The organism is Methylobacterium sp. WL19 (assembly GCF_008040005.1).
Classification (GTDB): domain Bacteria; phylum Pseudomonadota; class Alphaproteobacteria; order Rhizobiales; family Beijerinckiaceae; genus Methylobacterium; species Methylobacterium bullatum.
In genome coordinates this window covers 1-22,933 of the sequence record NZ_VRVC01000033.1, presented here as the reverse complement: position 1 = coordinate 22,933, position 22,933 = coordinate 1, and the positions used below count along the sequence as shown (strand labels likewise).

The 22,933-nt window shown below is 68.4% G+C and carries 22 protein-coding genes; 5 read left to right on the top strand and 17 right to left on the bottom strand.

Annotated features, from left to right (window positions below):
- Positions 1-255 precede the first annotated feature (255 nt).
- The 10 genes from FV220_RS09025 to FV220_RS08980 form a co-directional block, all read right to left on the bottom strand.
- Positions 256-1,416 carry a hybrid sensor histidine kinase/response regulator gene (locus FV220_RS09025; protein WP_147830853.1) on the bottom strand — a complete coding sequence of 387 codons (1,161 nt, stop codon included), beginning with the start codon at positions 1,414-1,416 and terminating at the stop codon, positions 256-258.
- Between the two features lie 14 nt (positions 1,417-1,430).
- Positions 1,431-1,856: a response regulator gene (locus tag FV220_RS09020; RefSeq protein WP_018042937.1), complete on the bottom strand. Its 426-nt coding sequence runs from the start codon at positions 1,854-1,856 to the stop codon at positions 1,431-1,433.
- Complete coding sequence (locus FV220_RS09015) at positions 1,840-2,979, bottom strand: PAS domain-containing sensor histidine kinase (protein WP_147830851.1); 1,140 nt, start codon at positions 2,977-2,979, stop codon at positions 1,840-1,842. Before FV220_RS09015 ends, FV220_RS09020 begins: the two co-directional genes overlap by 17 nt.
- A gap of 547 nt (positions 2,980-3,526) precedes the next feature.
- The gene (locus tag FV220_RS09010; RefSeq protein WP_246689416.1) at positions 3,527-6,283 is read right to left on the bottom strand and encodes a PAS domain-containing protein; all 2,757 of its coding nucleotides are present in this window, start codon (positions 6,281-6,283) and stop codon (positions 3,527-3,529) included.
- Between the two features lie 70 nt (positions 6,284-6,353).
- The gene (locus FV220_RS09005) at positions 6,354-8,069 is read right to left on the bottom strand and encodes an HWE histidine kinase domain-containing protein (RefSeq protein ID WP_147830849.1); all 1,716 of its coding nucleotides are present in this window, start codon (positions 8,067-8,069) and stop codon (positions 6,354-6,356) included.
- Between the two features lie 138 nt (positions 8,070-8,207).
- Positions 8,208-9,461, bottom strand: a complete 1,254-nt coding sequence (locus tag FV220_RS09000; protein ID WP_147830847.1) for a sodium:proton antiporter — start codon at positions 9,459-9,461, stop codon at positions 8,208-8,210.
- Between the two features lie 58 nt (positions 9,462-9,519).
- Positions 9,520-10,587 carry an endonuclease/exonuclease/phosphatase family protein gene (locus FV220_RS08995; protein WP_147830844.1) on the bottom strand — a complete coding sequence of 356 codons (1,068 nt, stop codon included), beginning with the start codon at positions 10,585-10,587 and terminating at the stop codon, positions 9,520-9,522.
- Positions 10,584-11,120, bottom strand: coding sequence for a YetF domain-containing protein (locus FV220_RS08990; protein ID WP_147830842.1), 537 nt, complete (start codon positions 11,118-11,120; stop codon positions 10,584-10,586). The genes FV220_RS08995 and FV220_RS08990 overlap by 4 nt, the downstream gene beginning before the upstream one ends.
- A 100-nt stretch (positions 11,121-11,220) precedes the next feature.
- Positions 11,221-11,556 (bottom strand): hypothetical protein, encoded by a 336-nt coding sequence (locus tag FV220_RS08985; protein WP_246689415.1) that lies wholly within the window; start codon positions 11,554-11,556, stop codon positions 11,221-11,223.
- A 158-nt stretch (positions 11,557-11,714) separates the two neighbouring features.
- Positions 11,715-12,269, bottom strand: a complete 555-nt coding sequence (locus tag FV220_RS08980) for a fasciclin domain-containing protein (protein ID WP_147830840.1) — start codon at positions 12,267-12,269, stop codon at positions 11,715-11,717.
- A 424-nt stretch (positions 12,270-12,693) separates the two neighbouring features.
- Between FV220_RS08980 and FV220_RS08975 the strand changes: the two genes are divergently transcribed.
- From FV220_RS08975 to FV220_RS08960, 4 genes are all read left to right on the top strand, one after another.
- A complete protein-coding gene (locus tag FV220_RS08975) occupies positions 12,694-13,116 on the top strand; it encodes a PRC-barrel domain-containing protein (RefSeq protein WP_348642082.1) in 423 nt (140 codons plus the stop codon).
- A 26-nt stretch (positions 13,117-13,142) separates the two neighbouring features.
- Entirely contained in the window at positions 13,143-13,424 is a 282-nt protein-coding gene (locus tag FV220_RS08970) for a hypothetical protein (RefSeq protein WP_147830839.1), read from the top strand.
- Between the two features lie 107 nt (positions 13,425-13,531).
- On the top strand, positions 13,532-14,527 hold the full coding sequence (locus FV220_RS08965; protein WP_147830837.1) for a mechanosensitive ion channel family protein: 996 nt from the start codon (positions 13,532-13,534) through the stop codon (positions 14,525-14,527).
- Positions 14,524-15,828, top strand: a complete 1,305-nt coding sequence (locus FV220_RS08960) for a DUF2254 domain-containing protein (RefSeq protein ID WP_147830835.1) — start codon at positions 14,524-14,526, stop codon at positions 15,826-15,828. The genes FV220_RS08965 and FV220_RS08960 overlap by 4 nt, the downstream gene beginning before the upstream one ends.
- A 44-nt stretch (positions 15,829-15,872) precedes the next feature.
- Here FV220_RS08960 and FV220_RS08955 read toward each other — a convergent pair whose 3' ends face one another.
- The 6 genes from FV220_RS08955 to FV220_RS08930 all read right to left on the bottom strand — a co-directional run bounded on the left by FV220_RS08955 (position 15,873) and on the right by FV220_RS08930 (position 21,846).
- A complete protein-coding gene (locus FV220_RS08955; protein ID WP_147830833.1) occupies positions 15,873-17,264 on the bottom strand; it encodes an SLC13 family permease in 1,392 nt (463 codons plus the stop codon).
- A 254-nt stretch (positions 17,265-17,518) separates the two neighbouring features.
- Entirely contained in the window at positions 17,519-17,908 is a 390-nt protein-coding gene (locus tag FV220_RS08950) for an exopolysaccharide production protein YjbE (protein WP_147830831.1), read from the bottom strand.
- A 164-nt stretch (positions 17,909-18,072) separates the two neighbouring features.
- Positions 18,073-18,753: a response regulator transcription factor gene (locus tag FV220_RS08945; RefSeq protein ID WP_147830829.1), complete on the bottom strand. Its 681-nt coding sequence runs from the start codon at positions 18,751-18,753 to the stop codon at positions 18,073-18,075.
- Positions 18,754-18,756: 3 nt separating this feature from the next.
- A complete protein-coding gene (locus FV220_RS08940; RefSeq protein ID WP_147830827.1) occupies positions 18,757-20,832 on the bottom strand; it encodes an ATP-binding protein in 2,076 nt (691 codons plus the stop codon).
- 105 nt (positions 20,833-20,937) lie between these two features.
- Positions 20,938-21,168 (bottom strand): Rmf/CrpP family protein, encoded by a 231-nt coding sequence (locus FV220_RS08935; RefSeq protein ID WP_147830825.1) that lies wholly within the window; start codon positions 21,166-21,168, stop codon positions 20,938-20,940.
- Between the two features lie 228 nt (positions 21,169-21,396).
- Positions 21,397-21,846 (bottom strand): hypothetical protein, encoded by a 450-nt coding sequence (locus tag FV220_RS08930; protein WP_147830823.1) that lies wholly within the window; start codon positions 21,844-21,846, stop codon positions 21,397-21,399.
- Between the two features lie 529 nt (positions 21,847-22,375).
- On the opposite strand from FV220_RS08930, the gene FV220_RS25445 reads away from it, so the two are divergent.
- Entirely contained in the window at positions 22,376-22,546 is a 171-nt protein-coding gene (locus FV220_RS25445; protein ID WP_187273364.1) for a hypothetical protein, read from the top strand.
- Between the two features lie 253 nt (positions 22,547-22,799).
- Here FV220_RS25445 and FV220_RS08925 read toward each other — a convergent pair.
- Positions 22,800-22,933: BA14K family protein (locus tag FV220_RS08925; RefSeq protein WP_147830821.1), on the bottom strand; the 134-nt coding region annotated here is incomplete at its 5' end.

The window sequence follows — 22,933 nt, the reverse complement described above, 5'->3', positions numbered from 1 at the left end:
CCCTCAAGCCATATCTGTCGAACGAATGTCTGCGACTGCGGTGCTCCGACCGGAAGCGGGCTGGCAGGAACCCACCCGTCCCGGACGCTCGGTGCCGGAGACCGTCGCTCCAGTCGAGATCGAGGATCTGCCGAACGCCCCCGACATCGGCTACTCGCCGACCCTGTGCGATCAGGGCCCGTTGGCAAGAGCGGTTACTGGGATGATCAAGGCAACGCATGGTATGCTTGGATACGCTTCACATCGGGGCGGACCTCAGGCAACCGCCAGGGACCTTGGGCTCGGGTCTACGGCAGGTAAGCGGAACCGGAAGGTCGTTCCTTTGTCCACGGCACTTTCGACGGTGAGCGCGCTGCCCTGGCGCTCGACGAGGTCGCGGCAGAGCAGGAGCCCGAGGCCGCTGCCGCGCTCGCCCGCGGTGCCGTTCGTGGTCGTGCGCCGGTCCAGGCGGAACAGGTCGTCGACCTTGCCCGGAGGCATGCCGACCCCGGTGTCCGTGACGGAAATCTCGACGGCGTCGCCATCGTGCCAGCCGGTGACCGTGATGGTCCCGCCGGGAAGCGTGAACTTGACCGCGTTGTTGACGAGGTTTCGCAGGACCGTGGCGAGCATGTCGCGCTGCGCCCGAACCTTGATGCCGTCGCAGGCGACCGTCAGGGTCAACCCTTTGTCGGTCGCCGCCTCGGCGCAGCCCTGAATTACCTCGGAAGCAACTATCCCTAGTTCGACGTCGGTAATGGTGACCGCCATCGTGTCCATCTGCAGGCTCGCCCAGGAGAACAGGCTTTCCAGTAGGGAGTAGGCCTGGGTGGCGGCGTCGTTAATGCCTTTGGCCCGGCGTTCGATGGAGGCATGGTCCCGCGAGGCTACCGCCTTCCCGAGCACCTCGGACAGCCCCAGCAGCGCCTGAAAGGGATTACGCAAGTCGTGCGCGATGATCGAGAACAGCAGGGTCTTCTGCCGGTTCAGAGTATCGAGCTCCAGCGACTTCGCCTCGGCCTCGCGCCGGGATTCGTCGAGTTCGATCTGGAAGCCGCGGCGAGCCTCCGCGTACCGGATCGCGCGTGCAAGGCTCGACGGCGTTGCCTCCGCCTTGTCGAGGTAATCGAGGGCACCGGCGCGCATCAACCGGAACGCCAAGTCCTCGTCCGCCTCACCCGTCAGCATCAGCACGGCGTGCCCCTCACCCGGAAGGGCGAGGAGGGAGGCCAGCAGGTCGAAGGTGTCGACGTCCGGCAGTCGGTAGTCGAGCAGGATGCAGTCGAACGCCCCCTCCCGCGCCAGGCGCAGGCCGGTTGTGCCGTCGGGCGCCTCGGTCAGGTCGTGCGCGAGCCCCGACTTCTTCAGGGCGCGGCGCACGGATGTCCGGTCGACGGCGTCGTCGTCGATCAGCAGGATGCGTGTGGGGGATTCCACTAGGGTGCCGAACCCTATTGTGGGAACTCGACCACCTTCCAGAAGTGCTCCAGCATGGAGACCGCCTCCATGAAGGTGTTGGCCGGGTCCCGCTTGACGATGTAGCCGGCGACGTTGTGCCCGTAGGCCCGCATGCGGTCCTCGTCCGCCTTCGAGGTGGTGATCATGAACACCACGGCGGTGCGCAAATCCTCGTCGGCCCGGATCTCCTCCAGGAACTCGATGCCGTTCATGCGCGGCATGTTGAGGTCAAGCAGGATGAGGTGAGGCTTCGGTAGCTTCTCCTTGCCGTTCTGGCCTCGCAGGTACTCCAGCGCCTCGATGCCGTCGCGGGCGACCGTGATCGGGTTGCCGATCTTGCTCTTCTTGAAGGCACGCTTCAGCCCCTGGACGTCAACCTCGTCGTCGTCGACCAGCAGCAGGTTAACCGTCGAACCCATCAGTTCCCCCCTTCGCGCCGTCCTTCGGCCACGTGAAATGGACCGAGAGGCCACGCCCCTCCCGGCCCTCGGTCAGCCAGACCTTGCCACCCTGACGCTCGACGAGCTTCCTGACGATGGCCAGGCCCATGCCGCTCCCCTCGACCTCGTCGCGTGGCCTCAGGGTCTGAAACATGCCGAACACGCGTTCGCGGAACTGCTCGGGGATGCCGGCACCGTCGTCCGTCACGACGAACTCTACCATATCGCCCATGGAGTGCGCATCGACCCGGACGCGACCGTCCCCCGGATGGTCGTGGTGCTTGATCGCGTTGCCGATGAGGTTCTGGAGCGCCTGGGTTAGGGGGGCCTTCGCGGCATTCAGCGTCGGCAGGTCATCCGCAGCTGCGATCGCGAACCCCTCCGGCGGGCTAACCAGGACGGCGAGTTCCTCGACGAGGGCCTTGGTGTCGACTTGCGTGAAGGCCACGTCCGCGCGTCCGGCCCTTGAGTAGGCCAGCAGGTCGTCGAGTAAGCTCTCCAGGCGCCGGACCCGGCTCTTCAGGAGCTCCATGTTGGTCTGGACGTCGCCGGTCAGCGAACCTTCGAGGTCCTCCTCGATCCAGCCGACGAGGTTCTCAATGCCGCGCAGCGGCGCCTTCAGGTCGTGCGAGGCGACGTAGGCGAACTGCTCCAGCTCCTCGTTGGTGCGGCGCAGGTCGCGGGCCTTGCTGGCGAGGCGCGCCTCCATGCGCTTGCGGTCGGTGATGTCCGTGTTGGTTCCGTACCAGCGGATGACCTCTCCCCCCGCGTCGCGAAAGGGGTTGGCCATCGAGAGGAACCAGCGGTACTCGCCGGTGGCGGCGCGTAAGGGAAAAGTGTCGTTCCAGGCTTCGCCGGATTTAAAGGCGCGCGAGATCCGCTCGACGACCCGGTCGACGTGATCGGGATGGTGGACGGCCTTCCAGCCCCAGCCCTTCATGGAATCGATGGTTGTGCCGGTGTATTCGTACCAACGCTGATTGTACCAGAAGATGTCACCGTTCGCGTCCGCGATCCAGGCCATCTGCGGCAGGGTGTCGGCCAGGTTGATGAAGTCGGCTGCGTCGGGAGCGGTCGTGGCAGGGGCCGTCGGCTCGCTCATGGCTGCTTCCTCCGAAAACATGAGCCGGGTTCGTTCCGGCGGGAAGGGATGGGGGAAGGCTCCGCAGGCGATAGCGACGCTACCGACGCGAACGGGTCGGATCGGAGTTATGGAAATGGGATCGACCGATCCGGGACCGGCCGACGTCCCTCGGCGACCGCGCCATGTTTGTCCATCGAAAACGCATCCGAAACACTGGACCCTTCCGAATGATCCGGCATGCCGCTGCCCAGGGTTGTCCTATCATAGGGAACCATTAGCTCCATGCACGCTCGGATGGAGCCGGAGGGGCAGGCGCACTGCGCCTCGGAAGCGATCCGGGCCATCACATGTCGGACGGCGAGACCGAAAAATCCATGCCCTTCATAGAGAGCGACCGGGTTTACGCGTCCCCGGCGAACGCCAGCGAGAAGAACCTCGGCAGGACGTTGCGCGCGATGTACGACGCCGTGCCGTCACAACCGCCTTCCCGGAGGCTCGGAGAGCTGCTCCATCGTCTCCATAGGGCCTTTGTGGGAACGTCTCGCTAGGTCCCCATGGCTTGATGCTATGGCGGAGGCGTGTCCTCCGCCTGCAGGCCGCGCAGCGGGGCGTCGATGGTGCAGACCACGCCGGTGACAGGGTAGGACAGATCGACCTCGCCCCCGAAGCTGCCGGCCAGGCCCCGTCCGATGAGACGCGTGCCGAACCCGGTCCGTTTCGGCGGTTCGACGGACGGGCCGCCTTCCTCCGACCAGCGCAGGGCGCAGTAGGGCTCATCCGCCTCCTGCCGCACCTCCCAGGCCACGGAGATCTTCCCCTCGGCCGTGGAAAGCGCGCCGTACTTGGCCGCGTTCGTCGCGAGCTCGTGCAGGATCAGCGACAGCGACATCGCCGCCTTCGCGCCGACGGTGAAGGTCGGCCCTTCGACGACGAAGCGCCCGGGGTTGTCCTGGTGGGTCCTCAGCGCCCCCCGGATCACGGAGCCGATCGGGGCCGCGCCGACCTCGCCGCCGAGAAGCAGGTCGTGCGAGTTGCCGAGGGCGATCAGGCGGCCAGCGAGGACGTCCTTGGCGGTGTTGACGTCCGTGGCGTTGCGCATGGTCTGCGTGGCGATGGCCTGCACCATCGCCAGCATGTTCTTCATGCGGTGGCCGAGTTCCAGGTTGAGTGTGCGCTGGCGTTCCTCCGCCTCGATCCGGGCCAGCGCGGCGCGGGTCCGGTCCGCGATATTGCTGGCGAAGCTGACTTCCTCGGGCTTCCAGGCGTACGGCTCGGCCTTGAGCGCGAACAGCAGCGCCACGAACCGCCCGTGCTCCATCAGGGGCAGGTTGAGCAGCGAGCGCACGTGGATGGCCGCTAGGGCTCCGGCGTCCCCGGCCGTGCGCGGATCCTCGGTGACGTCGTCGATGATCACGGCGTGGCCGTTCTTCAGGCCGTCGATGTAGGTGCCGTAGTCCCGGAACCCGTGCAGTCCTCCGATGCCCGGGATGCCCGGGGCGGACCAACCTTCCCCGACGGCGATGGTCTCACGGTCATGGTCCACGTCGCCGTATCCGGCATGCGACAGTCCAAGCGTGCGGCCGAGGATCTCCGCCGCCACCCGGGCGATCTCCGTGCGGTCGCCGGTGTTGCGCAGGCGGTCACCGAGTTCCGCGAGGGCCGCTCGCCTCGCATCGGCGCGCCGCCGCTCGGAGACGTCGATGAACATCGCGGCGAAGCGGTTTTCGGATTCGCGATAGGCGCGGACCTCGAATGTCCGCATCAGTTCGGGCACCGTGATCTCGAAGACCTCCGGGACGCCGGTGTCGACCACCCGTGCGTAGGTCTCGATGACCCAGCCTGGAATGCCCGGGATCACCTCGCGCACGGTGCGTCCCACGGTCTCCACCTTGAGCCCGGAATGCGCGGCGAAGGCCGGGTTGATCTCGACGAACCGGTAGTCGAATACCCGTCCATCCGCATCCCGAAGGATCTCGCCGCTGAAGAACCCCTCCTGCATGCCCTCGAACAGGCCGCGCCAGCGCTGCTCGCTCTCGACGATGCGCTGCTCGGAGGCGCGCTGGGCCGTCACGTCGCGCGAGACCACCAGCAGCCGCTCGGGCCGGCCGTCCGGTCCGCGGATGGGAGTGACCTGTACGTCCCACCACTTCGCCTTACCCTTCAGGGTCTCCGCCGGTCCCTGAAAGTGCCCGGTGCCGCCGGCCAGCGCCGTCCAGAACGCCGCCTTGGCGTCCGCCTGGGCCTGTCCCTGCCAGAACCCGGTCCAGTCGCAGCCCTTCACTTGATTGAAGTCGTCGGCCTCCATCACCGACAAGCCTCCCTCGTTCATGAAGGTCAGCCGGGCGTCGGGGTCGAGCACCTTAATGCAATCGGCCGAGGACGACAGCACCCCGCGCATGAAGGCGGCGTCCGCCTGCTCCTTGGCGGCGGCGTTACGTTGCGTCGTGCGGTCGCGCAGGACCTTGATGAAGCCCTCGTGCCGCCCGTCCTCGTCGCGCAGCGGCATCATCTCGCCGTTGGCCCAGAAGCGGCTGCCGTCCTTGCGCACGTGCCAGCGCTCGTCGGCCCCGCGCCCGTGCAGAAGCGCCGCCCCCATCTCCCTTTCGGGTACGCCACCGGCGACGTCCTCCTCGGTGAAGAACACGTGTGCGGGCTTGCCGCACATCTCCGCCTCGTCCCATCCGAGGATTTGCTCAGCACCCGGGGACCAGCTCGTCACCATGCCGTCGAGGTCCAGGGAAACGATGGCGTAATCGACCGCGCTCTCCAGGATGGCCTTGTTGCGACGGTCGCTCTCTTTCCGCAGCCGGAGCGAACGGCGCAGCTCCAGGGTGGTAACAACCTGATGTGCCAGCGTGCGCAGCACGAACGCCTGCGAGGCCGTTAGCTTGTTCGGCTTTGTGTCGAGAACGCACAGCGCCCCGAGGGCGACGCCGTCCGCGGTCCGGAGCGGGGCGCCGGCATAGAAGCGGACCTGCGGTCCGCCCGTCACCAGGGGGTTGTTCGCCGTTCGGGTGTCGAGGGTCAGGTCCTCAATTTCGAACACGTCGTCCTGCCGCACGGTATAGGCGCAAATCGACTGGGAGAGGGGCGTCTCGCTCTGCCCGAAGCCGGTCTCGGCCTTGAACCACTGGCGGTCGCGGTCCCGATCAAGAAGCGAGATCAGGGATACGGGCATGCCGCAGGTCTCGGATGCCACCCTCACGATGTCGTCGAACTCGGCCTCCCCGGGCGTATCGAGGATATCGTAAGCGGCCAGCGCGACGTCCTTGCGCGCCTTGACCTTCTCGCCACCGTCGGTCTTGCCCCTCATAGCATCCATTGTCTTCGTGAGGCTGTATCAGCGGCCAGATGGTGTCGCGCGTAGCTCCGCGAAAGCATCCGTATACATATCAATGGACGGTCGCGAGAGGGCTTAGATGCGCCGCCCCCACCGGTCCCAGCGGCACGTCGAAGGAGAAGCGAAGGCCCGTCGGAGCAAAGTCCATCGAGACCGTGCCGTCGAGTTCGCTCTCCACGCTCACCGTGATCAGACGCGTGCCGAACCCTCGCCGGGCAGGGGGCGAAGTCGGCGGGCCGCCGGTCTCGGTCCAATCGAGCCTCAGGCGACCCGCGCCCCCGGCAGCGGCCAAGACCGACCAGCGCACCCGGATCCCGCCGCCCGCCACCGACAGCGCCCCGTGCTTGACCGCGTTCGTCACGAGCTCGTGCAGCGTCATGCCGAGGGAGAGGACATGCCGCGGCGGCAGGTCGACATCGGGACCATCGAACACGAAGGCGTTGTCGCCGCCGCGATAGGGACCGAGCTCGCTCTCCAACACAGACCGTAACGCGGCGCCCGACCAGTCGTCCCGCGTTAGCAGGTCGTGGGTCTTGGACAGGGCCAGTATGCGCGCCTCAAGCCGTTCGCCGGGGGCGTCGCCGCCGCGGGTCGATTGCCGTGCGAGCGCCTGAACCGTGGCGAGCGTGTTCTTCACGCGATGGTTCAGCTCGTGCAGCATCGTAACCTGCCGCTCCTGCATTTCCCGGCCGTTGCGGACCTCTTCGCGGAGCTCCGTCTCGTTGCGCTGCAGGCTGGCCGCCATGCCATCCAGCTTCGTCCCTAGCCGGCCGAACTCGTCCGGTCCCCGGAGGCCGGTCCTCGCGCACAGGTCACCGGACTGCCAGGCTGCGGCAGTCCGAAGGAGGCGGTCGACGGGCCGCCGGATGAAGAGCCGGCCGGCCACCAGCGCCGCGGCGATGGCGAGGACGGCCCCGAGCGCGATCAGCACGATTCCCCTGCGGGTCGCCGCGTCGATGTCGGCATAGGCGGTCTTGCGGTCCCGCCCGACCGTGATCCAGGCCGCGGCGGCCGGTCCCGCAGGATGCGCGTTGGCGAGCACGCGCTCGCGCCCGTCGATGCCCAGGTCGACCCGGACGCCCTCGCCGCGTTCCATCAGGATGCGCTGACGTTCCTCGGGTATGGGCTTGCCGATCCACGGCTCGCCGTCCGGGTAGCGGACCATGATGGTCCTGTCCTCGTCGGCCACCGTGACGGAAGTGCTTGGCAGGCGCAGGTTCCGCTGCAGGTGGCGCGAGAACCAGTCGAGGTCGATGGCCGCGACCAGCACGCCGACGGTTCGCCCATCGGCGTCCTTAAGGGGCTTTGCGAAGTGCAGGGACGACCGTCCCGTCGCGGTGCCCCTGACGTAGTTGCCCATGGCGAACCCGTCCCGGGCGATGGCGCGCCTGTGATAGGCGCGTTCGGCATTCGTGTAGGCGCCCGGTGCCGAGCCGACGCTGTTGCAGACCACGGTTCCGTCCGGAAGGGTGAGCGCGACGAGCGCGAGATGTGCCGAGTTCGCGGCCGCGCGGCGCAAGTACTCCGTGCAGCCGGAGGAATCGAGGCTGCGCACAGAGGGGTCCTGGGCGACGTAGTCGAGGGCCTGGCGCACGTTCTCGGCGACCTGCGCGACATCCTCGGCGACGGTACGGGCGGTGGCCATCGTGTCGGCGCGGATGACCGCGTCGCGCGAGGCGCGCAGTGCACACTCGTTGTAGCCCTGGATGGCCAGGGCCGGCGCGAGCGCCAGCAGGACGAGCAGGAGGATACGGTAGGTCAGCGACATGCGGCGTCAGGAGGCCGTCGAGGGGCTACGTGCGACCTTAGCCATGCGGCGCGGAAGCCTCATCGAAATCGCCATGCTGGATAGGCGTGCGGAAGGCATTGGCATCGAAGTCTCGTCTCGGCCATCGGTACCTCGTTCTCAGCCTTCCCGCAGCGTGCGCCGCGCCACCATGCCGAGGGTGGAGCCCTGGACGATGATGGTGAAGAGCACCACCGCATAGGTCGCCGCCAGGATCGCGGGCTTGGCGTCGCTCTCGGGAATGGAGAGCGCCAGCGCCACCGAGATGCCGCCGCGCACCCCGGCCCAGGTCAGGAACGGAACGTTGCGGGGGGAAAGGTGGCCGCCCCAGCGAAAGATGAGGAGAGGCGTCGAGACCGCCACCAGTCGGGCCAGGAGGACGATGGGAACCGCGCAGGCGGCGAGGATCAATCCATTCGTCTCGAAGCGCAGCACCAGCACTTCCAGCCCGATGAGCAGGAACAGAACCGAGTTCAGCACCTCGTCGATGAGCGTCCAGAGGGCGGAGACGTAGCCTTGGGTCCGCTCGCTCATCGCGTCGCGCGGAGCCCGATCCCCGACCAGCAGCCCGGCCGCGACCACCGCGAGGGGACCGCTGGCATGAAGCTTCTGGGCGAGCGCGTAGGTTCCGGCCACGAGCGCCAGGGTGATCAGCACCTCGACGGGGAAGTCGTCGATGGTTCGCATGGCCCGGTAGGCGACGTAGCCGGTGACGACCCCGAGGAGGAGGCCGCCGCCAGCTTCCTGCAGGAGGAGCCAGGAGATGCCGGTGGCGCTGGTGGCCTCGCCTCCGGTCCCGGCCGCAAAGGCGACGAGGACGGTGAACAGTACGATGCCGACGCCGTCGTTGAACAGGGCCTCGCCCTGCATCTCGACCTCCAGCGTCTCGGGGACTTTGACGTTCTTCAGGGTCGCCAACACCGCCACCGGATCGGTCGGGCTGATGAGCGCGCCGAAGACGAGCGCCCACGCGAGCGGGATGGGCCGGCCGACGAGGTCGGCCGCTAGCCAAAACGCGCCGCCGACGAGGGCCGTGGAGATCAGGGTGCCGAGGAGTGCCAGCGTCGCCACGGCCCAGGCCCGGTCGCGCAGCGTGCGAAGGTCGAGGCTCATGGCGCCGGCGAACAGCAGGAAGGCCAGCATGCCGTTCATCACCACGTCGGTGAAATCGACCTGACGCAGGACCTTGGTAAGGTCCTCGTAGAGGTGCTGGGCCGGGAAGGCGAGGTCGAGGCCGACGAGGGCCAGCGAGGCGGCAAGCCCCATCACCAGGAGGCCGATGGTGTGCGGCATCCGCAGGAACCGGCGGTTCAACCAGCCGAACAGGGCCGAGAGGGTCAGCAGCATCGCGGCAAGGTCGAAGATGGAGATCACGGGCGCTCCCCGCCCGCGCAGCGAGAGACTGCCGGGACCTGTCGATGGGTGATGGTCGTCAACGCGAGCCCAGCCGTTCTGTCGCGCCCGCCGAAGCAAGCACCGCGTTGGCCGTGGCGACATCGTCCGCATCCCGCTCGGGTGGAGCCTTCGCACCTTCCCCGGCCTGACGGCAGAGGCGGACGAGGTAGGGGAAGTGGTCCGATCCGAACGCGTCGAGGCGCTCGACGGACACCGTCGCGAACCCGCCTCCGTAGAAGACGTGGTCGAGGGGCCAGCGCATCCACCACGCCTTCGCGTTCCAGGTCGCGACGTAGCCGTAGCCGCGACGGGGATCGATCAATCCCGACAGTCTCGCCATGCGCTCGACTGCGATCTCCCAGGGCGTGGCGTTGAGGTCGCCGGCGAGGATGCCGGGCTCGACCCGCGCTTGCAGCACCTCAGCCGCCGCGTAGAGCTGGGCATCCCGTCCGCGTGCGGATTGCCAGGCTTGCGGGGGCTTCGGGTGAATGCCGACGAAGTCGACGGTCTCGCCGGTGCGCAGGGTGACGCCGGTGACGATGGCCGGGGTGTCCTGACCCGCGAGGTGCCGGATGCTCCCGTTTACCAGCGGCAGCCGGGAGTACAGGTGGATGCCGTAATACGAACCCGTGATCCGCTGGAGGGCATGGGGCATCGCCACGAGTACGGGCTTCAGGGCCTCGTCCCACCAGGCGTCAGTCTCCATCGCGAGGAACAGGTCCGGCTCGACCCGCGCGACGGCTTCGACCAGGGGGGCGGCCTTTCGGTTCCCGAGCTGCACGTTGGCGACCATTACGGACAGCCGCCGCTCGGCGGGACAGGCGTCGACGCTCAGGCCCCCGGTCGGCAGGTAGGGCCGAAGCACCCACGCATCGACGGTGAGGGCGACCGCCACGAGGGCCAGCGTCGACGCCGTCGATCTCGGGGATTCCCGGAAAAAGAACAGGAGGCCGAGGCCGACCGCGAGCAATCCCAGGGCGAAGGGCAGACGCGGGAAGTCGAGCAGGCGCACCCACCACCACTCGGTAGGCACCAGCGGGATCATGCTCGCGGTCGATAGGACCACCGCGAGGACGAGGAGCGCGTAGCGGACGAGAGATCTCACGGGCGGCCCGGATTGGGTCGGTCACTCTCGCGCGGCGGCACCCCATCCAAGCCGTCTTCGCGGCCGGAGAGCGACTTGAGCACGCTGATAGAGCCATCGGTCTCCAGAACCACCGCCGCAGCCTGGGAGAGGTCATCCAGCCCTTCCGAACGCAGGGCGGAGAGGACGTCGTCCCGGGTCAGGCGCTGGCGGCGCATCGCGCCCTCGACGAGATGCCCCTTGTGCGCGAGGAGGGTCGGCTCGGCCTTGACCAGAGACCGGACCCGGGCGGAGCGCACGCTCGACCATGTGATCGCGTATTGCAGGCCGATGAGGGTCGCGAGGGCAAGGACGCCCTCCAGCAACGCGACGGACTTCGTCAGGATGATGGACGACAACGTCGAGCCGAGCGCGACCGTGACCACGAGGTCGAAGGCGTTCAGCTTCGTCAGGGTGCGCTTGCCCGAGATCCTGAGGAACAGGATCAGGGCGATGTACGCGAGGGGGGCGACGACCACGACCCTGAGCAGGCCGGACCAGGTATCGAAGAACATCACGGAAGTCCTTGTCGCGACCCCCACCGATGGGCAGTGGGTGTCCGGGCCATCGGCCCATCGAGCCGGGGCTCGTCATCTCGACCGGCAGGCGCGCGCCTCAGCGCATGTCCTTCGGGAGGTGCTGGATCGGGTTGGTTCGACCGCCCTGGTCCTTGCCTTGGACAGAGCCTTCGGACTGCATGACGTCCGTCGAGGATTGGATCGCGCTCGGCGGCGCGACCCCGCCGGTGCCCTGGTGGCGCGCGGCGTCCGATCCCTTCGTGGTCGACGTTCCCGATGGGAGCGTACCGGGCGTGGGTTGGTCGATGGAGCTACCTGCGGACTGCGCCGCGGCTGGCCCCGCGAGGGCGAGGCCGAGGATGACGGCAAGGGGGCCGGCGAGGCGCGAGGCGGAGCAGCCCCTTGCAGGGCGGGGGAGGTCCGAGGCGTGCATCGGCGGGGTTCCGGTCAGACGCCTGGGCGTCGAGGTTGTCGAACCGAAGCGTTGCCCGCCGACTTTAGTTCCTGCCAGAGGCGCACACGCCGACCTGGTGGAACGCTTCCTGGACCGCCCCACCCCCGCTGGCGGAGGTAGGGCGGCTGTTTTTTCGGTTACTTCGGCATCAGCACGCTGTCGATGACGTGCACGACGCCGTTCGACTGGTTGACGTCGGCCTGCTCGACGAAGGCGCCGCCGCCCTTCTGGTCGATCAACGACAGCCGGTTGCCGTCCATCTTCACGGTCAGGACCTGGCCCTCGACCGTCTTCAGGTTGGCATCGGCGCCGCCCATCTTCGCCTTGGCCATCAGCTCCTTGGCGTCGAGCTTGCCCGGGACGACGTGGTAGGTGAGCACGCCCGTCAGGGTCTTCTTCATCTCGGGCTTCAGGAGCGAGTCGACCGTACCGGCGGGCAGCTTCTTGAAGGCGTCGTTGGTTGGGGCGAAGACCGTGAACGGGCCCTTGCCGCTCAGGGTGTCGGCGAGACCCGCGGCCTTCACGGCGGCGACGAGGGTCGTGAGGTTGCTGGCCTTGGACGCGTTCTCGACGATGGTCTTGTCGGCCATCATCGGCGCACCGCCAACCATTGGGGAGGTCTGGGCGAGGGCGGGAGCGGCCACGGTAAGACCAATGGCGAGGAGGGCGGCGTTCAAGTTCAAGCGCATCATGGGAAATCCTATAGGTGAGATGAAGCTTCGGAAACCGAGGCTCATGCCACCCATACGCATCGATTTGTCCATAAGTTTCAAAAGACGGATCACGATAAAGTCATGAATTCCAAGACGCGGCTTCAGGTCATTTCCGAGATATAGGTGTTCATTTCGGAAAATGCGCGGTGATGCCGCCCTTGATATCAGGATCATCCGTCCCACGGGAAAATCTGTGGGCCAAACGGCTTAGCCTATTCTATGCTGTACGCCGGTCGATTGACATGAACGTTTCCTGAACGGGCGCGTTGGACCTACGAACCGGTTGACCAAGCGTTGGTCGATCGCCGTCCAGGCCGCGCGGGCAGTCCCGTCCGTTCAGGCCCCCTTCCAGGAGATCCCCTTGTCACATCGCACCCTCGCCGCCGCCCTCGCGCTCACCTGCCTGTCGCTGCCTGCCGTGGCCCAGACCACTCCGGTCCCCGCTGCGCCCACTCCCGGTACCGCGATGCCGGCGTCCTCCGACATGGGGATGAAGATGGCCGACACGGCGACGGTGAAGCTGAAGTTCATGACCGTAAAGCCCGCCGATGTAATGTCCTCTAAACTCGTCGGCACCACTGTCTACAACAACAAGAAGGAGACGGTGGGCGAGGTCGAGGACCTTGTCATCGAGAACGGCAAGACACTCACCGGCGTCGTCGTCAGCGTCGGCGGCTTCCTCGGGCTCGGCGAGAGCTACGTCGTGCTCGACCCGTCTTCGCTGGCTATCAACAATAAGGACGGCAAGTGGATGGTCCATGCCGACACCGACAAGGACACCCTGAAGAACGCGCCGAAGTTCGAATATTCCAAGAAGAAGATGTGATCCCCGCAGACAGAGGAGACATGACCATGAAGCATCCCATTCTCGCCTCGGCGCTCCTGGCCGGCCTCGGCCTCTGCGCCTTCAGCCTGCCGTCCTCCGCCCTGCCCATGAACGCCTCCGGCGTGACGGCCTCGGATGGCGGTGAACTCGTGCAGGTCCGCATGACCCGGCGTGAGATGCGTCGTCATCGCATGATGCGCCAGCACCGTATGCGGCAAGGCTCGGCCAGCCGCGGCAACGCGAGCATGCCTTCGCGCGGGGCTAGCGGGCAGCAATACGGCGGGACGTCCGGCGGCCCGCGTCGCTGATCTCACCGCAACGGGCCTGCGCGGTCCGTGACTGCGCGAAAGCCCCCTGAGACGCCGCCGGATGGCACGCCCGCCACCGGCGGCTTTCCCATGACCCAAGGGTTCCCATGATCTTCTCGGAAGCGCTCGGGCGCCTCGAAGGGCTGGGCCGTTCGGCCGCCGCCCTCCTGCCGGGGCTGGCTGTCGCCCTCGTGCTGTTCGGGTTAGGGCTGCTTGTCGCCCGCGGGGTCCGCGCAGCCGTTCGCCGTGCCGCTACATTGCGGGAGGCTTCGCCCGGCTCCGCCTCGGTGCTCGGGCGCATCGCGGGCGGTATGACCATCCTGGTCTCGTTCCTGGTGGCGGCCTCGGTTGCCTTCCCCTCCGTCTCCGCCGCCGACCTGTTCAACCTCCTCGGCATCGGTGGCGTCGCCATCGGCTTCGCCTTCCGCGACGTGTTGCAGAACCTGCTGGCCGGCATCCTTATCCTGCTGACCCGCCCCTTCGTCATCGGCGACCAGATCCGGGCCGGTTCGCACGAGGGCACGGTCGAGGACGTTTGGGTGCGGGCGACGGTGCTGCGCACCTACGACAACCAACGCGTTCTGATCCCGAACGCCACGCTGTTCGTCGACAAGATCACCGTCATCACCGCGCACGACAAGCGCCGGCTCGCCTTCCCGCTGACCATCGGAAACGGGGACGACATGAAGGAGGCGCGCCTCGTCATCGTCGAGGCCCTGCGCGGGACCGAAGGGGTCCTGGCCGACCCAGCCCCGGAGGCGCTGGTCACGGGCCTCGGGGCCGCCGGTGTCGACATGACGGCGCGGTTCTGGATCGACCCGCCCCGGCGGCGCGACGCGGTCGACGCCCTCGACCACGCCATCTCGAACGTCAAGGACGCGCTCACCGCAGCCGGCATCGACCTGCCTTACCCCACAAGCCAGGTTCTCCTGCACGACCAGACCGAGGCGACGGACGGCGACCGCAAGAGCCAGCGCGAGGGCTGGCCCGCCGGTAAAAACCCGCCGCGTGCGCGTTGGCATGTGCTGAGCGAGGACCGTGACGACGTCCAACGCAAGGACCGCGAAGACCCGGGTTCGGAAAGAAAGGGCGAGCCGGCATGAGGGCACGTTTTCGAGCTTGGATCGAATCCCTCGGCGATCAGTTCTGGCTCCGGCCCGCCCTGATCGTGCTTGGCTGCATTGGCCTCGCCCAACTCGGGATCTGGCTGGAGACCGCCCATGTCGCCGGGTACGACGCCTCCTCGCCGGACCAGAACTGGGGCTATTCGGGCGGTGCCGAGGGGGCCCGGGCGCTCCTGAGCGCGGTGGCCTCCTCGACCATCGGGGTCGCCGGCACCACCTTCTCCATCACTATCGCGGCCCTGACGCTGGCATCCGGCCAGATGGGCCCGCGCCTGCTGCGCAACTTCACCCGCGACGCCCGCAACCAGATCGTCCTAGGCATCTTCCTTGGCACCTTCGCCTACGCGCTCATGGTCCTGCGCACAGTGCGCACGGTGCAGGAGAGCCCCTTCGTCCCGCACCTCGCGATCACGGGGGCCATGCTCCTGGCGCTGCTCTCGCTCGCGACCCTGGTCTGGTTCGTCCACCACATCGCCGCCAGCATCAACGTCGAGACCGTCGTCGACGCGGTCCACGGCGACCTCTGCGCCGCAGTGGCGGCGCGGACCTGCGACGCGGCCGGCATGACGGTCCCGGACCGCCTGCCCACCGCCGGCGGGGTCTCCATCGACGCCAGCGGCTACCTCCAGGCCGTGGACGAGGGCGGGCTGGCCGACTGGGCGCAGGAGCACGGCGCGACCGTCGTCCTGCGGGTTCGACCCGGCGACTACGTGCCGAGCGGGTTCCCCGTCGCGTTCCTCTCCGCCGGGATCGAGGATGCGGAGGCGGCCCTCCGGCGTTCGCTGACCTTTGGGCACCGCCCGGCCGCCCTGCAGGACCTGGAATACTCCATCCGGCAACTGGTCGAGGTTGCGGTCCGGGCCCTGTCCCCGGGCATCAACGACCCCTTCACGGCCGGCAGCGTCGTCGACCACCTCGGCGACGCCTTATGCCGAGTGGCGTCGCGCCATCTGCCCACCGGTGCCGTGGTCCGGGACCGCCGGGTGGCCCTGACCGTGCCGGTAACTGATTACGAAGGCTTGTGCGATGCCATGTTCCACATGATCCGCCAGAACGCCGCCGGGTCGGTGCACGTGCTTGCCCGCATGCTCGACGTCCTCACCCGCGTCGCCGAGGTGGAGCGCCTCAAGGACCGGACCGCCGAACTCGCCCGGCACGCGGACCTCGTGATCGCCGCTGCTCGGCGCGACGTCGCAGATCCCAATGACCTCGCCGACCTCGAAGCGCGTCACCGCCACTTCCACGCCGTTGCGGCCCCGTTCTCCCCGGCATCCGTTTAGGAACAGGCACGGTCTCGGCCCAGCGTCGGCTGCACAACGTCGGATTATCTGAGCGCCAAGCCGGTATGCGACCAGAAGACGTAGTAGGCGGCGATCATCAGCGCCGCATAGGCGGGTGCCAGCAGTGCCCCCAGCTTGAGCAGGTCCGTCGAGGTCCAGGCCGGGCGCTCCTCGCCCTGGAAGATCAGCAGCGCCTTCGAGGAGACCGGCAGGGTGAGGCAGTAATCCATGCCCGCATTCGCCAGGAAGGCGACCGCGACCGGATTGAGGCCGAGCTTGTCCGCCAGGAGTAGCAGGGGCGGCAGCAGCGCCACCACCCGTGCGGTGTGGGACACCATGTAGAGGTGCGCCGTCAGGCTGAGCGCCGTCAATCCGAGCAGGATCGGGAGGGTCGGGCTGTCGGCCCCAAGGCCGCTCGCTGAGAGCGCGGAGCCGATCAGCCATTTCGCGGCTCCCGTCGAGATCAGGGCGCGGCCGAGCACGAGGGAGGCCGCGATGAACAGGACGAGCGACCAGTTCACGGCCTTCACACCGTCCTCCCAGTCGAGGACGCCGATGACAGGCATCGTCAGGATCACCGCGCCGACGACCGCCACGGTGGCGATGCCGAAGGGATGATAGCCCTCCGTCAGCCACAGACCCAGCATGGCGAGCACCACCGCCCCGGCCCGCCACTCCTTGGCGGACAAGGGGCCTGACGACGCCTCGATCTCTGCGACCTGCCGGGCCCGGGTCTCGGCGTCGAGGAACAGGTGGCCGATCAGGAATGTCGTGATCAGGCAGGCGGCAACGCCGAAGGGCAGTCCCCAGAGCATCCACTGCCCGAAGCCGATGCTCTGGTCAGAAAGCCGTTCAAGCAGGTCGACGGTGACGAGGTGCGAGCCGGCGCCGGTAAGACTGCAGATCGTCGAGAGCGCGATGAGCGCGGGGATCAGCAGGCCGATGGCCTTGGCGAGGCGCGGGTCGTCGTCGGCCTCGGTCAGGCTGCGATGCAGCGGCAGGAGCACCGTGGCCCGCCCCGAGGTGGAGGGGATCAGGAAGGCGAGCGGGACGATGCCGAACGTCAGGCGCCACATCAGCCCGCCGACGCTGGTCCCGCGCCCGGCGATCAGGGCGGTGAGCCGGCCCGCGAGTCCACTCTTCTCAACCGCCGCGCCGAGCACGAAGGTGCCGATGACCAGCCAAACCACCTTCGAGCCGAGGCCCTCGATCAGCGCTCGCTGCTCGACGGCCCGGACCGCCACCAGGGACACGGCCGCGGCGACGGCGACGTAGGCCGCGCTGAGCCCGGTCAGGACCCACAGGATGGCGGCCCCGCCGAAGGCCAGCATGGCCGCCCGCGCGGGCCAGTCCAAGGCTTCTGGAAGGGACACGGCGAAAGCCAGGGCCGCAAGGAGTCCGGTGGCCGAGAGCGTCCGCGCGCTCATCAGAGGCATGGCGGGCAGACCCGCGACAGGACACGCGACGGCGGGACCACCGTTAAGTCAGGGCGACATGTAACCTCGGACGCGGCACGCTCGGTTTCATGGCACCCCCTGGGGCTCGGGAATGCCAACAGGTCATGAAGAGTCATTGGCGGTTCGGGTCCTTGGCCGCCAGGGTCTTCGATGACGAGGGGCAAACATAGGAAGGGCCCGCCTCGGCAGTGCTCGGCGGGCCCGGTGGGTTGGTTTCGATCAGACGGCGTGCCTTAGCAGTTGTCGTCCTTGCCAAGGCCCTGGTTCGCGCCGGCGTTGTTCATGGCGCCGACCGTGCCCGGCGAGGCCGGCTGTTGACCGCCGGCGAGGTTCTTGCTCGACGTGCCCACGCCGTTGCCCTGGTCGTTCTTCGCCTCGGTGCCCGGCTTCTCGCCGACCATCTGGTTGGTGCCGACGTTGTTCATGGCGCCGACCGTACCCGGCGAAGCCGGCTGGGGGCCGCCGGCCAGGTTCTTGCTGGACTTGTCGACGTCCGAGCTCTTCGGGTTCACGTGGTCCGGCGTTGGGTCCTTGGAGCGCGTGGCGCCCGTGTTGCAGGGGGCCGCGAGGGCCGGCACGGCCAGGGCGAGGGTGGCCACGGCGACGAGGGCGATAGTTCTCATGAGCGTTTCCTCAAGGTTTTTATCTTGTCGTCGACAAGACGTAGGGCGGCTTCGGGTTCCTGGGCGAAACCTCCGACACCGAGGACGTGAACGAGGTGCCCACCGCATCCGATGGCTGCTCTGACGCAGTCGACGACGGCATGATGACTCCGATGCGTGCCGGGCTACCTCAGCGTGAGCGCGTCGAGCCAACCGTGGGAGGCGGCGTAGCGGATGATCTCGGCACGCGACCGCAATCCGAGCTTCTCGGCCGCCCGGGCCTTATAGGTCTCGACCGATTTCACGCTGACCTCGAAGCGTCGCGCGATCTCCTTGTTGCTGAGGCCCTGCGCGATCAGGCGCAGCGTTTCCGTCTCCCGTGGGCTGAGCGCCTCGCCGGTCTCGGTCGGCCTGGGCCCCGCCGCCGCCGCGGAGTTCTCCCCCAGCGCATGACCGGCGACGGACGGGTCGAGGTAGACCCCGCCCGTCGCGACGGCGTGGACCGCCCGCAGCAGGTCCTCGGCCGCCGAGCGCTTCAGAAGATAGCCCCGGGCGCCGGCCTTCAGCAGCGGCTGGACGTAGGCGGCGTCCTCGTGGACCGTAAGAACGAGGACCTTGGTCCCGGGGCACTCCCCCGTGAGGCGCTCCGTCAGTTCGAGGCCGTTGAGGCCGGGCATCGAGACGTCGATCACGGCGACGTCGGGTGCCACGGAGCGGATCAGCGGTAGCGCCTCCCCCCCGTTCGTGGCCTCGCCCACCACCTCAAGCCAGGGATCGGCATTCAGCAGCGCCCGGATTCCGGCGAGGACGACGGGATGGTCGTCGGCGAGGACGACACGGATCCGGTTCGTGGGAAGGTCATTCATGCGTCAGGCAACCTGTGGAACGGGTATCGTGATGAACAACGTGGTGCCGACGCCCGGTGAGGATTCCAGCGTCAGCGTACCGCCGAGGAGGGACAGGCGCTCGCGGATGCCGGACAGGCCAAGGCGCGACTTGGCCGGCGACCCGTCCGCAGGGTGGCGCGTAATGGCCTCGGGATCGAAGCCGATGCCATCGTCCTCGACGATCACCCGCATCTCCCTCAGACGGTGATCGACCGACACGCTGACGGTCGCGGCCCGCGCATGCTTCAGGACGTTGGTGAGGGCCTCCTGAACGATCCGGTAGACGGCGCTCTCGGTGGCGGCGGGAACCCGACCGGGCTCGCCGAGGAACTCCAGGTCCGCGCGGACGCCGTGGCGCTGGCCCCACTCGCGCAACAAGGTGGCAAGGGCCTCGCGCAGGCCAAGGTCGTCGAGGGCCGTCGGTCTGAGGTCGACGGCGGCGCGGTGGATGTCGCGTCCGATCTCACCGGCCAGCTCCTGCAGCCACTGGACCTGGCGCTCGGCCTCCAGTGACATCTCACGCGCTTCGAGCAGCCGTTCCAGCCCCTTCAGGCCGAGCGATAGGCCGGTCACGGTCTGGCCGACCTGATCGTGCAGCTCACGCGCGATCCGGCGCTGCTCGTTCTCCTGCGCCTCGCCAAGGCGCCGAAGGAGTTCGAGGCGCTCGGCCTCGGCCCGCTTGCGCGGCTCGATGTCGGAGACCACGCCGTAGACCAGGCCGGCGGCGCCCTCGTGAAGGCGAGGCGCCCGGCCGGTCAGTCGGACCCAGCGCGGCTCGGGGTCCGAACCGACGACGCGGAACTCGACGTCGAGGGTCGCCCCGTCCGCCAGGCTCCAGCGCAGGTCGTCGGCGAGCCGGGCGCGGTCATCCGGGTGGATCGCCTCGGTCACCGCGCCGGCGGCGGCCTCGGTCTCGCCCTCCTGCACGACGGTGGTCGTCCAGCCAAGGAGATAAGCCGCGCGCGGCGAGCCGGTCACCGTTTGCCGGAACGTGTCCCATCGCAGCGTGCCGAGCTCCGCCGCCTCGGCCGCCACGGCGCCCTGCTCCTCGCTCGACCTGAGCGCCAGGGCGAACCGGGCCCGCTCGCCCGCCCGCCGTTGGGCCATGTCGCGGCCCACCAGGCCGACCAGCGCCAGGGCGAGGCCGATGCTGAGGACGCTGCCGCCGGCCAGGACGAGGTATGAGCGCAGGACCGGGGCGTTCAGCGTCGCGGCCGGCAACCCGAAATGAACCGACCAGCCCCCGGTGTCCTTCAGCGTGCGGTAGACGACCTCGACGTTCGAACCTTCCAGGGTTGAACCCGTGTAGAAGCCGTTCGGCGCGCGCCGGATCGCGGCCTGCAGGGCGGCGTCGGCCGGTTGGCCGAGTTCCTCGGCCTCGGCGCGGGTTCGGGCGATGGTGTTGCCGTCGGCGTCGACGATGGTCCCGACCCAACCGTCCGGTGCACCGGCGTCGCGCAGGATCGAGCTGACCGCGTCGTTGGCGAGACCGACCGTGAGGATGTAGCGAAGTTCGCCATCCCTGGTGACCGGCACCCTCAGGGCGACGAGACGCTTGCCCGAGACCGCGCCGACGGGACCGATGCCGCCGACCACGGGACGACGGGTGCGCACGACGGCGTCGAAGCTCCCGCGGTCGGCCGTGGGCCCGAGTTCGTCGTCGAGAGAGCGCAGCAGGTTGACGATCTGGCGCCCGTCCGGTCCGGCGAGCTCAACGGTCTCCCAGAGGGGGCGCCCTTCCTTGAGCCGCTCGGCCTCGGCGTAGAAAGCGGCGAGGTCCGGCTTGTCGAGGGTGGCGGACGCGGCCTCGGCTTCGAGGACGGCGACCTGCGCGGCGATGTCGGAGGCGACGCGTTCGGCGACCCGCGTCGCGCTGGCCACGGCCGCGCCGCGGGTAAGATCGCGCTGCTGCTGGGCCATGAGGGTGGCGACCCAGCCGCTGAGCAACAGCACTGGGATGGCCGCCGCCACCGCGAGCGCGACGAAGGTCCGGCGGTTGCCGCGGTCCAGCCGGGGCTGGCCGGTCGGGCCGGGGGAGGCTTCATTCCGGGTGGTCATGCGACGGGCACTCGAACCGCTTTCTTGCCTCGGATGCTTCCGGGCGTACGGTTCCGCGGTCCTTAGCCCATTGCCTCCCGGTCTCCGAGTTCGGTGCCGGGATCCCTACGCGGAGGCTGCCGCCAGACCCGGTGTCCCGCCGACGTCGCGTGCCAACGCCGCGGCCTTCGAGGCGATGGCCGGGTGTGACACCCTCGTGCCCGGCTCCCATGCCGATCCGTCGAAGCCCTCGAACCAGGCCCGACGCTCGCGGGATTCGGCGGGATAGGGACAGGCATCCCTGGGTCGGCCGGTGGTGCGGGCCCTGGCTCCCTGCCGGATGACTTCCATGATCATCGGGTATTGCCCTTTCGCTGCTCCGAGGCGTCCTCGGCACACCCGAGTAGCGCCCGGATCGCGGCGACCGACAAGCTTTTCCGCCCGCTCCTGCCGATCTTACCGACGCGTGTCAGGGCAATCCCGACAAGCGACGGAGCCGAACGGGCTTGACCGTGGCGGGGGCGCAGCGCCGGCTCCCCGTGAGGCGGACGAGGAACCCCGGCTCGGAGCCCCCGCCCGTGCGTCTCAGAAGCCGCAGCCGAGGTAGGGACGGCCGTAGCCGTAGCGGACCGGGGCGTAGCCATACCCGTAGCCGTAACCGTACGGACGGCCGTAGCCGGCGCTGTAATAGGCCGGCCGGACGGCCGCGGCGGCAAGACCGAGGCCAAGACCCGCCGCGAGGCCGAACCCGCGATAGCCGCGCCGGTAGCCGTAGCGGCCGTAGTGGCGCCCGTAGCCGTAACGGGCATGGCGGAAGCCGATCCCGCGATAGCCCCCGAACCCACGGTGGTGCGACCGGAAGCCGATGCCGCGGTAGCCGTGGTGCCCCCGGAAGCCGCCGAAGCCGTGATGCCCGCCGAAGCCGCCGTGATGCCCGTGGAAGCCGTGTCCGCGCCCGAAGGGACGCGCCTCGCTCGACGGGGCGAATAGGACGAGGCTCGATACAGCCGCAAGGGCGAATGCGATGCGTTTCATGGGTCTGCTCCGAGAGGGCCACGCGTGACGGAGGAGAGGCTCGTCCAGTGTTTGAATCTGGGGTCACCTCTCCGGCTCGGAGAATCATCTGTGTCGCCGAAGGCGGCCGTTCAGTCAGAGAAGCCCGCAGTCTTGTCGGGATAAACCTGACGGCCCCTGGGACGCCCTGCCGACGCGGCTTGCAAACGTTTCGGTACCATACGAAGTCCAAACCATGGTTCCAGGCGTCCGGGTCGTACTACGGCGACGGTCGGGTCCGGAGCTTCCTCGGTCAAGCCGACAAGGAGCGCCATGAAGGAAGCGATGGGTCGAACGGCACGTCTGGTCCGCACGCTCCGGCGGCGGCCTCCAGCCTCGCCATCGGTCGACGGTGTCGGCGGAACGGCGGCGTCATCTGAGCCGTCAGTCGAGGACTGGGCCCGATACGGCGGAGGGCTTTTGGCGGCCGACCTTGCCCCGGGCCAGGTCCGCGCCCGGTCGTCGGACCATGTGCTGCCAACCTGAGCCGGGCCCGAACCCCGAAAGGCCCTTGCACCAGGCTCCCTCGGCCTGCCGCAAGTGGCGAGGCTGGCCGCGGAAGCTTCCGGGACCGGCCAACGACAACGGCGTCGATGCCTTGGCGAGCCGCTTCCATGCGGTCGGCCTCGCCACCCTCGGATGCTTCGTCGTGCTCTGCCTATCCTTCGCCTACGCATCCTGACCGAGGATCGGTCGATCTTGATTACCTCAAGCCTTCGAGGCCTGCCTTGCAACGTGTCACGACCCGTAGACGACCCTAGAAGCAACTCGCTTTCGCTAGTCACCAAGGCGGGGAGCCGCGCACGTCCGATATCGTCCTGGGCGTGCTTGGCATCGCGCTTCTCGCCGGCTTCTGCCTGATCATGGCCGCCAAGGTCGTTGACGGCCTGACCGGGGTTACGGGCTGACGCATCCCCGTTGCGGGGATGCGGCGGTCATGGGCAGGCGTGGCGCGCGCCGTCATTGCCGAGATAGGTGCCGCTCGATGCGTCGTAGGACCGGAAACGGCGCGCGCAGGCCGCCACGGCCTCGGCGCCCGGCGTGCCCTGCGCCACCTGCGCCTGGGAGT

What these genes read in the sequence shown, in the direction of transcription:
- FV220_RS09020 (WP_018042937.1), bottom strand. Translation starts at nt 1,856, where the DNA reads ATGGGTTCGACGGTTAACCTGCTGCTGGTCGACGACGACGAGGTTGAC.
- FV220_RS09015 (WP_147830851.1), bottom strand. Translation starts at nt 2,979, where the DNA reads ATGAGCGAGCCGACGGCCCCTGCCACGACCGCTCCCGACGCAGCCGAC.
- FV220_RS09010 (WP_246689416.1), bottom strand. Translation starts at nt 6,283, where the DNA reads ATGGATGCTATGAGGGGCAAGACCGACGGTGGCGAGAAGGTCAAGGCG.
- FV220_RS09005 (WP_147830849.1), bottom strand. Translation starts at nt 8,069, where the DNA reads ATGTCGCTGACCTACCGTATCCTCCTGCTCGTCCTGCTGGCGCTCGCG.
- FV220_RS08990 (WP_147830842.1), bottom strand. Translation starts at nt 11,120, where the DNA reads ATGTTCTTCGATACCTGGTCCGGCCTGCTCAGGGTCGTGGTCGTCGCC.
- FV220_RS08985 (WP_246689415.1), bottom strand. Translation starts at nt 11,556, where the DNA reads ATGCACGCCTCGGACCTCCCCCGCCCTGCAAGGGGCTGCTCCGCCTCG.
- FV220_RS08980 (WP_147830840.1), bottom strand. Translation starts at nt 12,269, where the DNA reads ATGATGCGCTTGAACTTGAACGCCGCCCTCCTCGCCATTGGTCTTACC.
- FV220_RS08970 (WP_147830839.1), top strand. Translation starts at nt 13,143, where the DNA reads ATGAAGCATCCCATTCTCGCCTCGGCGCTCCTGGCCGGCCTCGGCCTC.
- FV220_RS08965 (WP_147830837.1), top strand. Translation starts at nt 13,532, where the DNA reads ATGATCTTCTCGGAAGCGCTCGGGCGCCTCGAAGGGCTGGGCCGTTCG.
- FV220_RS08960 (WP_147830835.1), top strand. Translation starts at nt 14,524, where the DNA reads ATGAGGGCACGTTTTCGAGCTTGGATCGAATCCCTCGGCGATCAGTTC.
- FV220_RS08955 (WP_147830833.1), bottom strand. Translation starts at nt 17,264, where the DNA reads ATGCCTCTGATGAGCGCGCGGACGCTCTCGGCCACCGGACTCCTTGCG.
- FV220_RS08950 (WP_147830831.1), bottom strand. Translation starts at nt 17,908, where the DNA reads ATGAGAACTATCGCCCTCGTCGCCGTGGCCACCCTCGCCCTGGCCGTG.
- FV220_RS08945 (WP_147830829.1), bottom strand. Translation starts at nt 18,753, where the DNA reads ATGAATGACCTTCCCACGAACCGGATCCGTGTCGTCCTCGCCGACGAC.
- FV220_RS08940 (WP_147830827.1), bottom strand. Translation starts at nt 20,832, where the DNA reads ATGACCACCCGGAATGAAGCCTCCCCCGGCCCGACCGGCCAGCCCCGG.
- FV220_RS08935 (WP_147830825.1), bottom strand. Translation starts at nt 21,168, where the DNA reads ATGATCATGGAAGTCATCCGGCAGGGAGCCAGGGCCCGCACCACCGGC.
- FV220_RS08930 (WP_147830823.1), bottom strand. Translation starts at nt 21,846, where the DNA reads ATGAAACGCATCGCATTCGCCCTTGCGGCTGTATCGAGCCTCGTCCTA.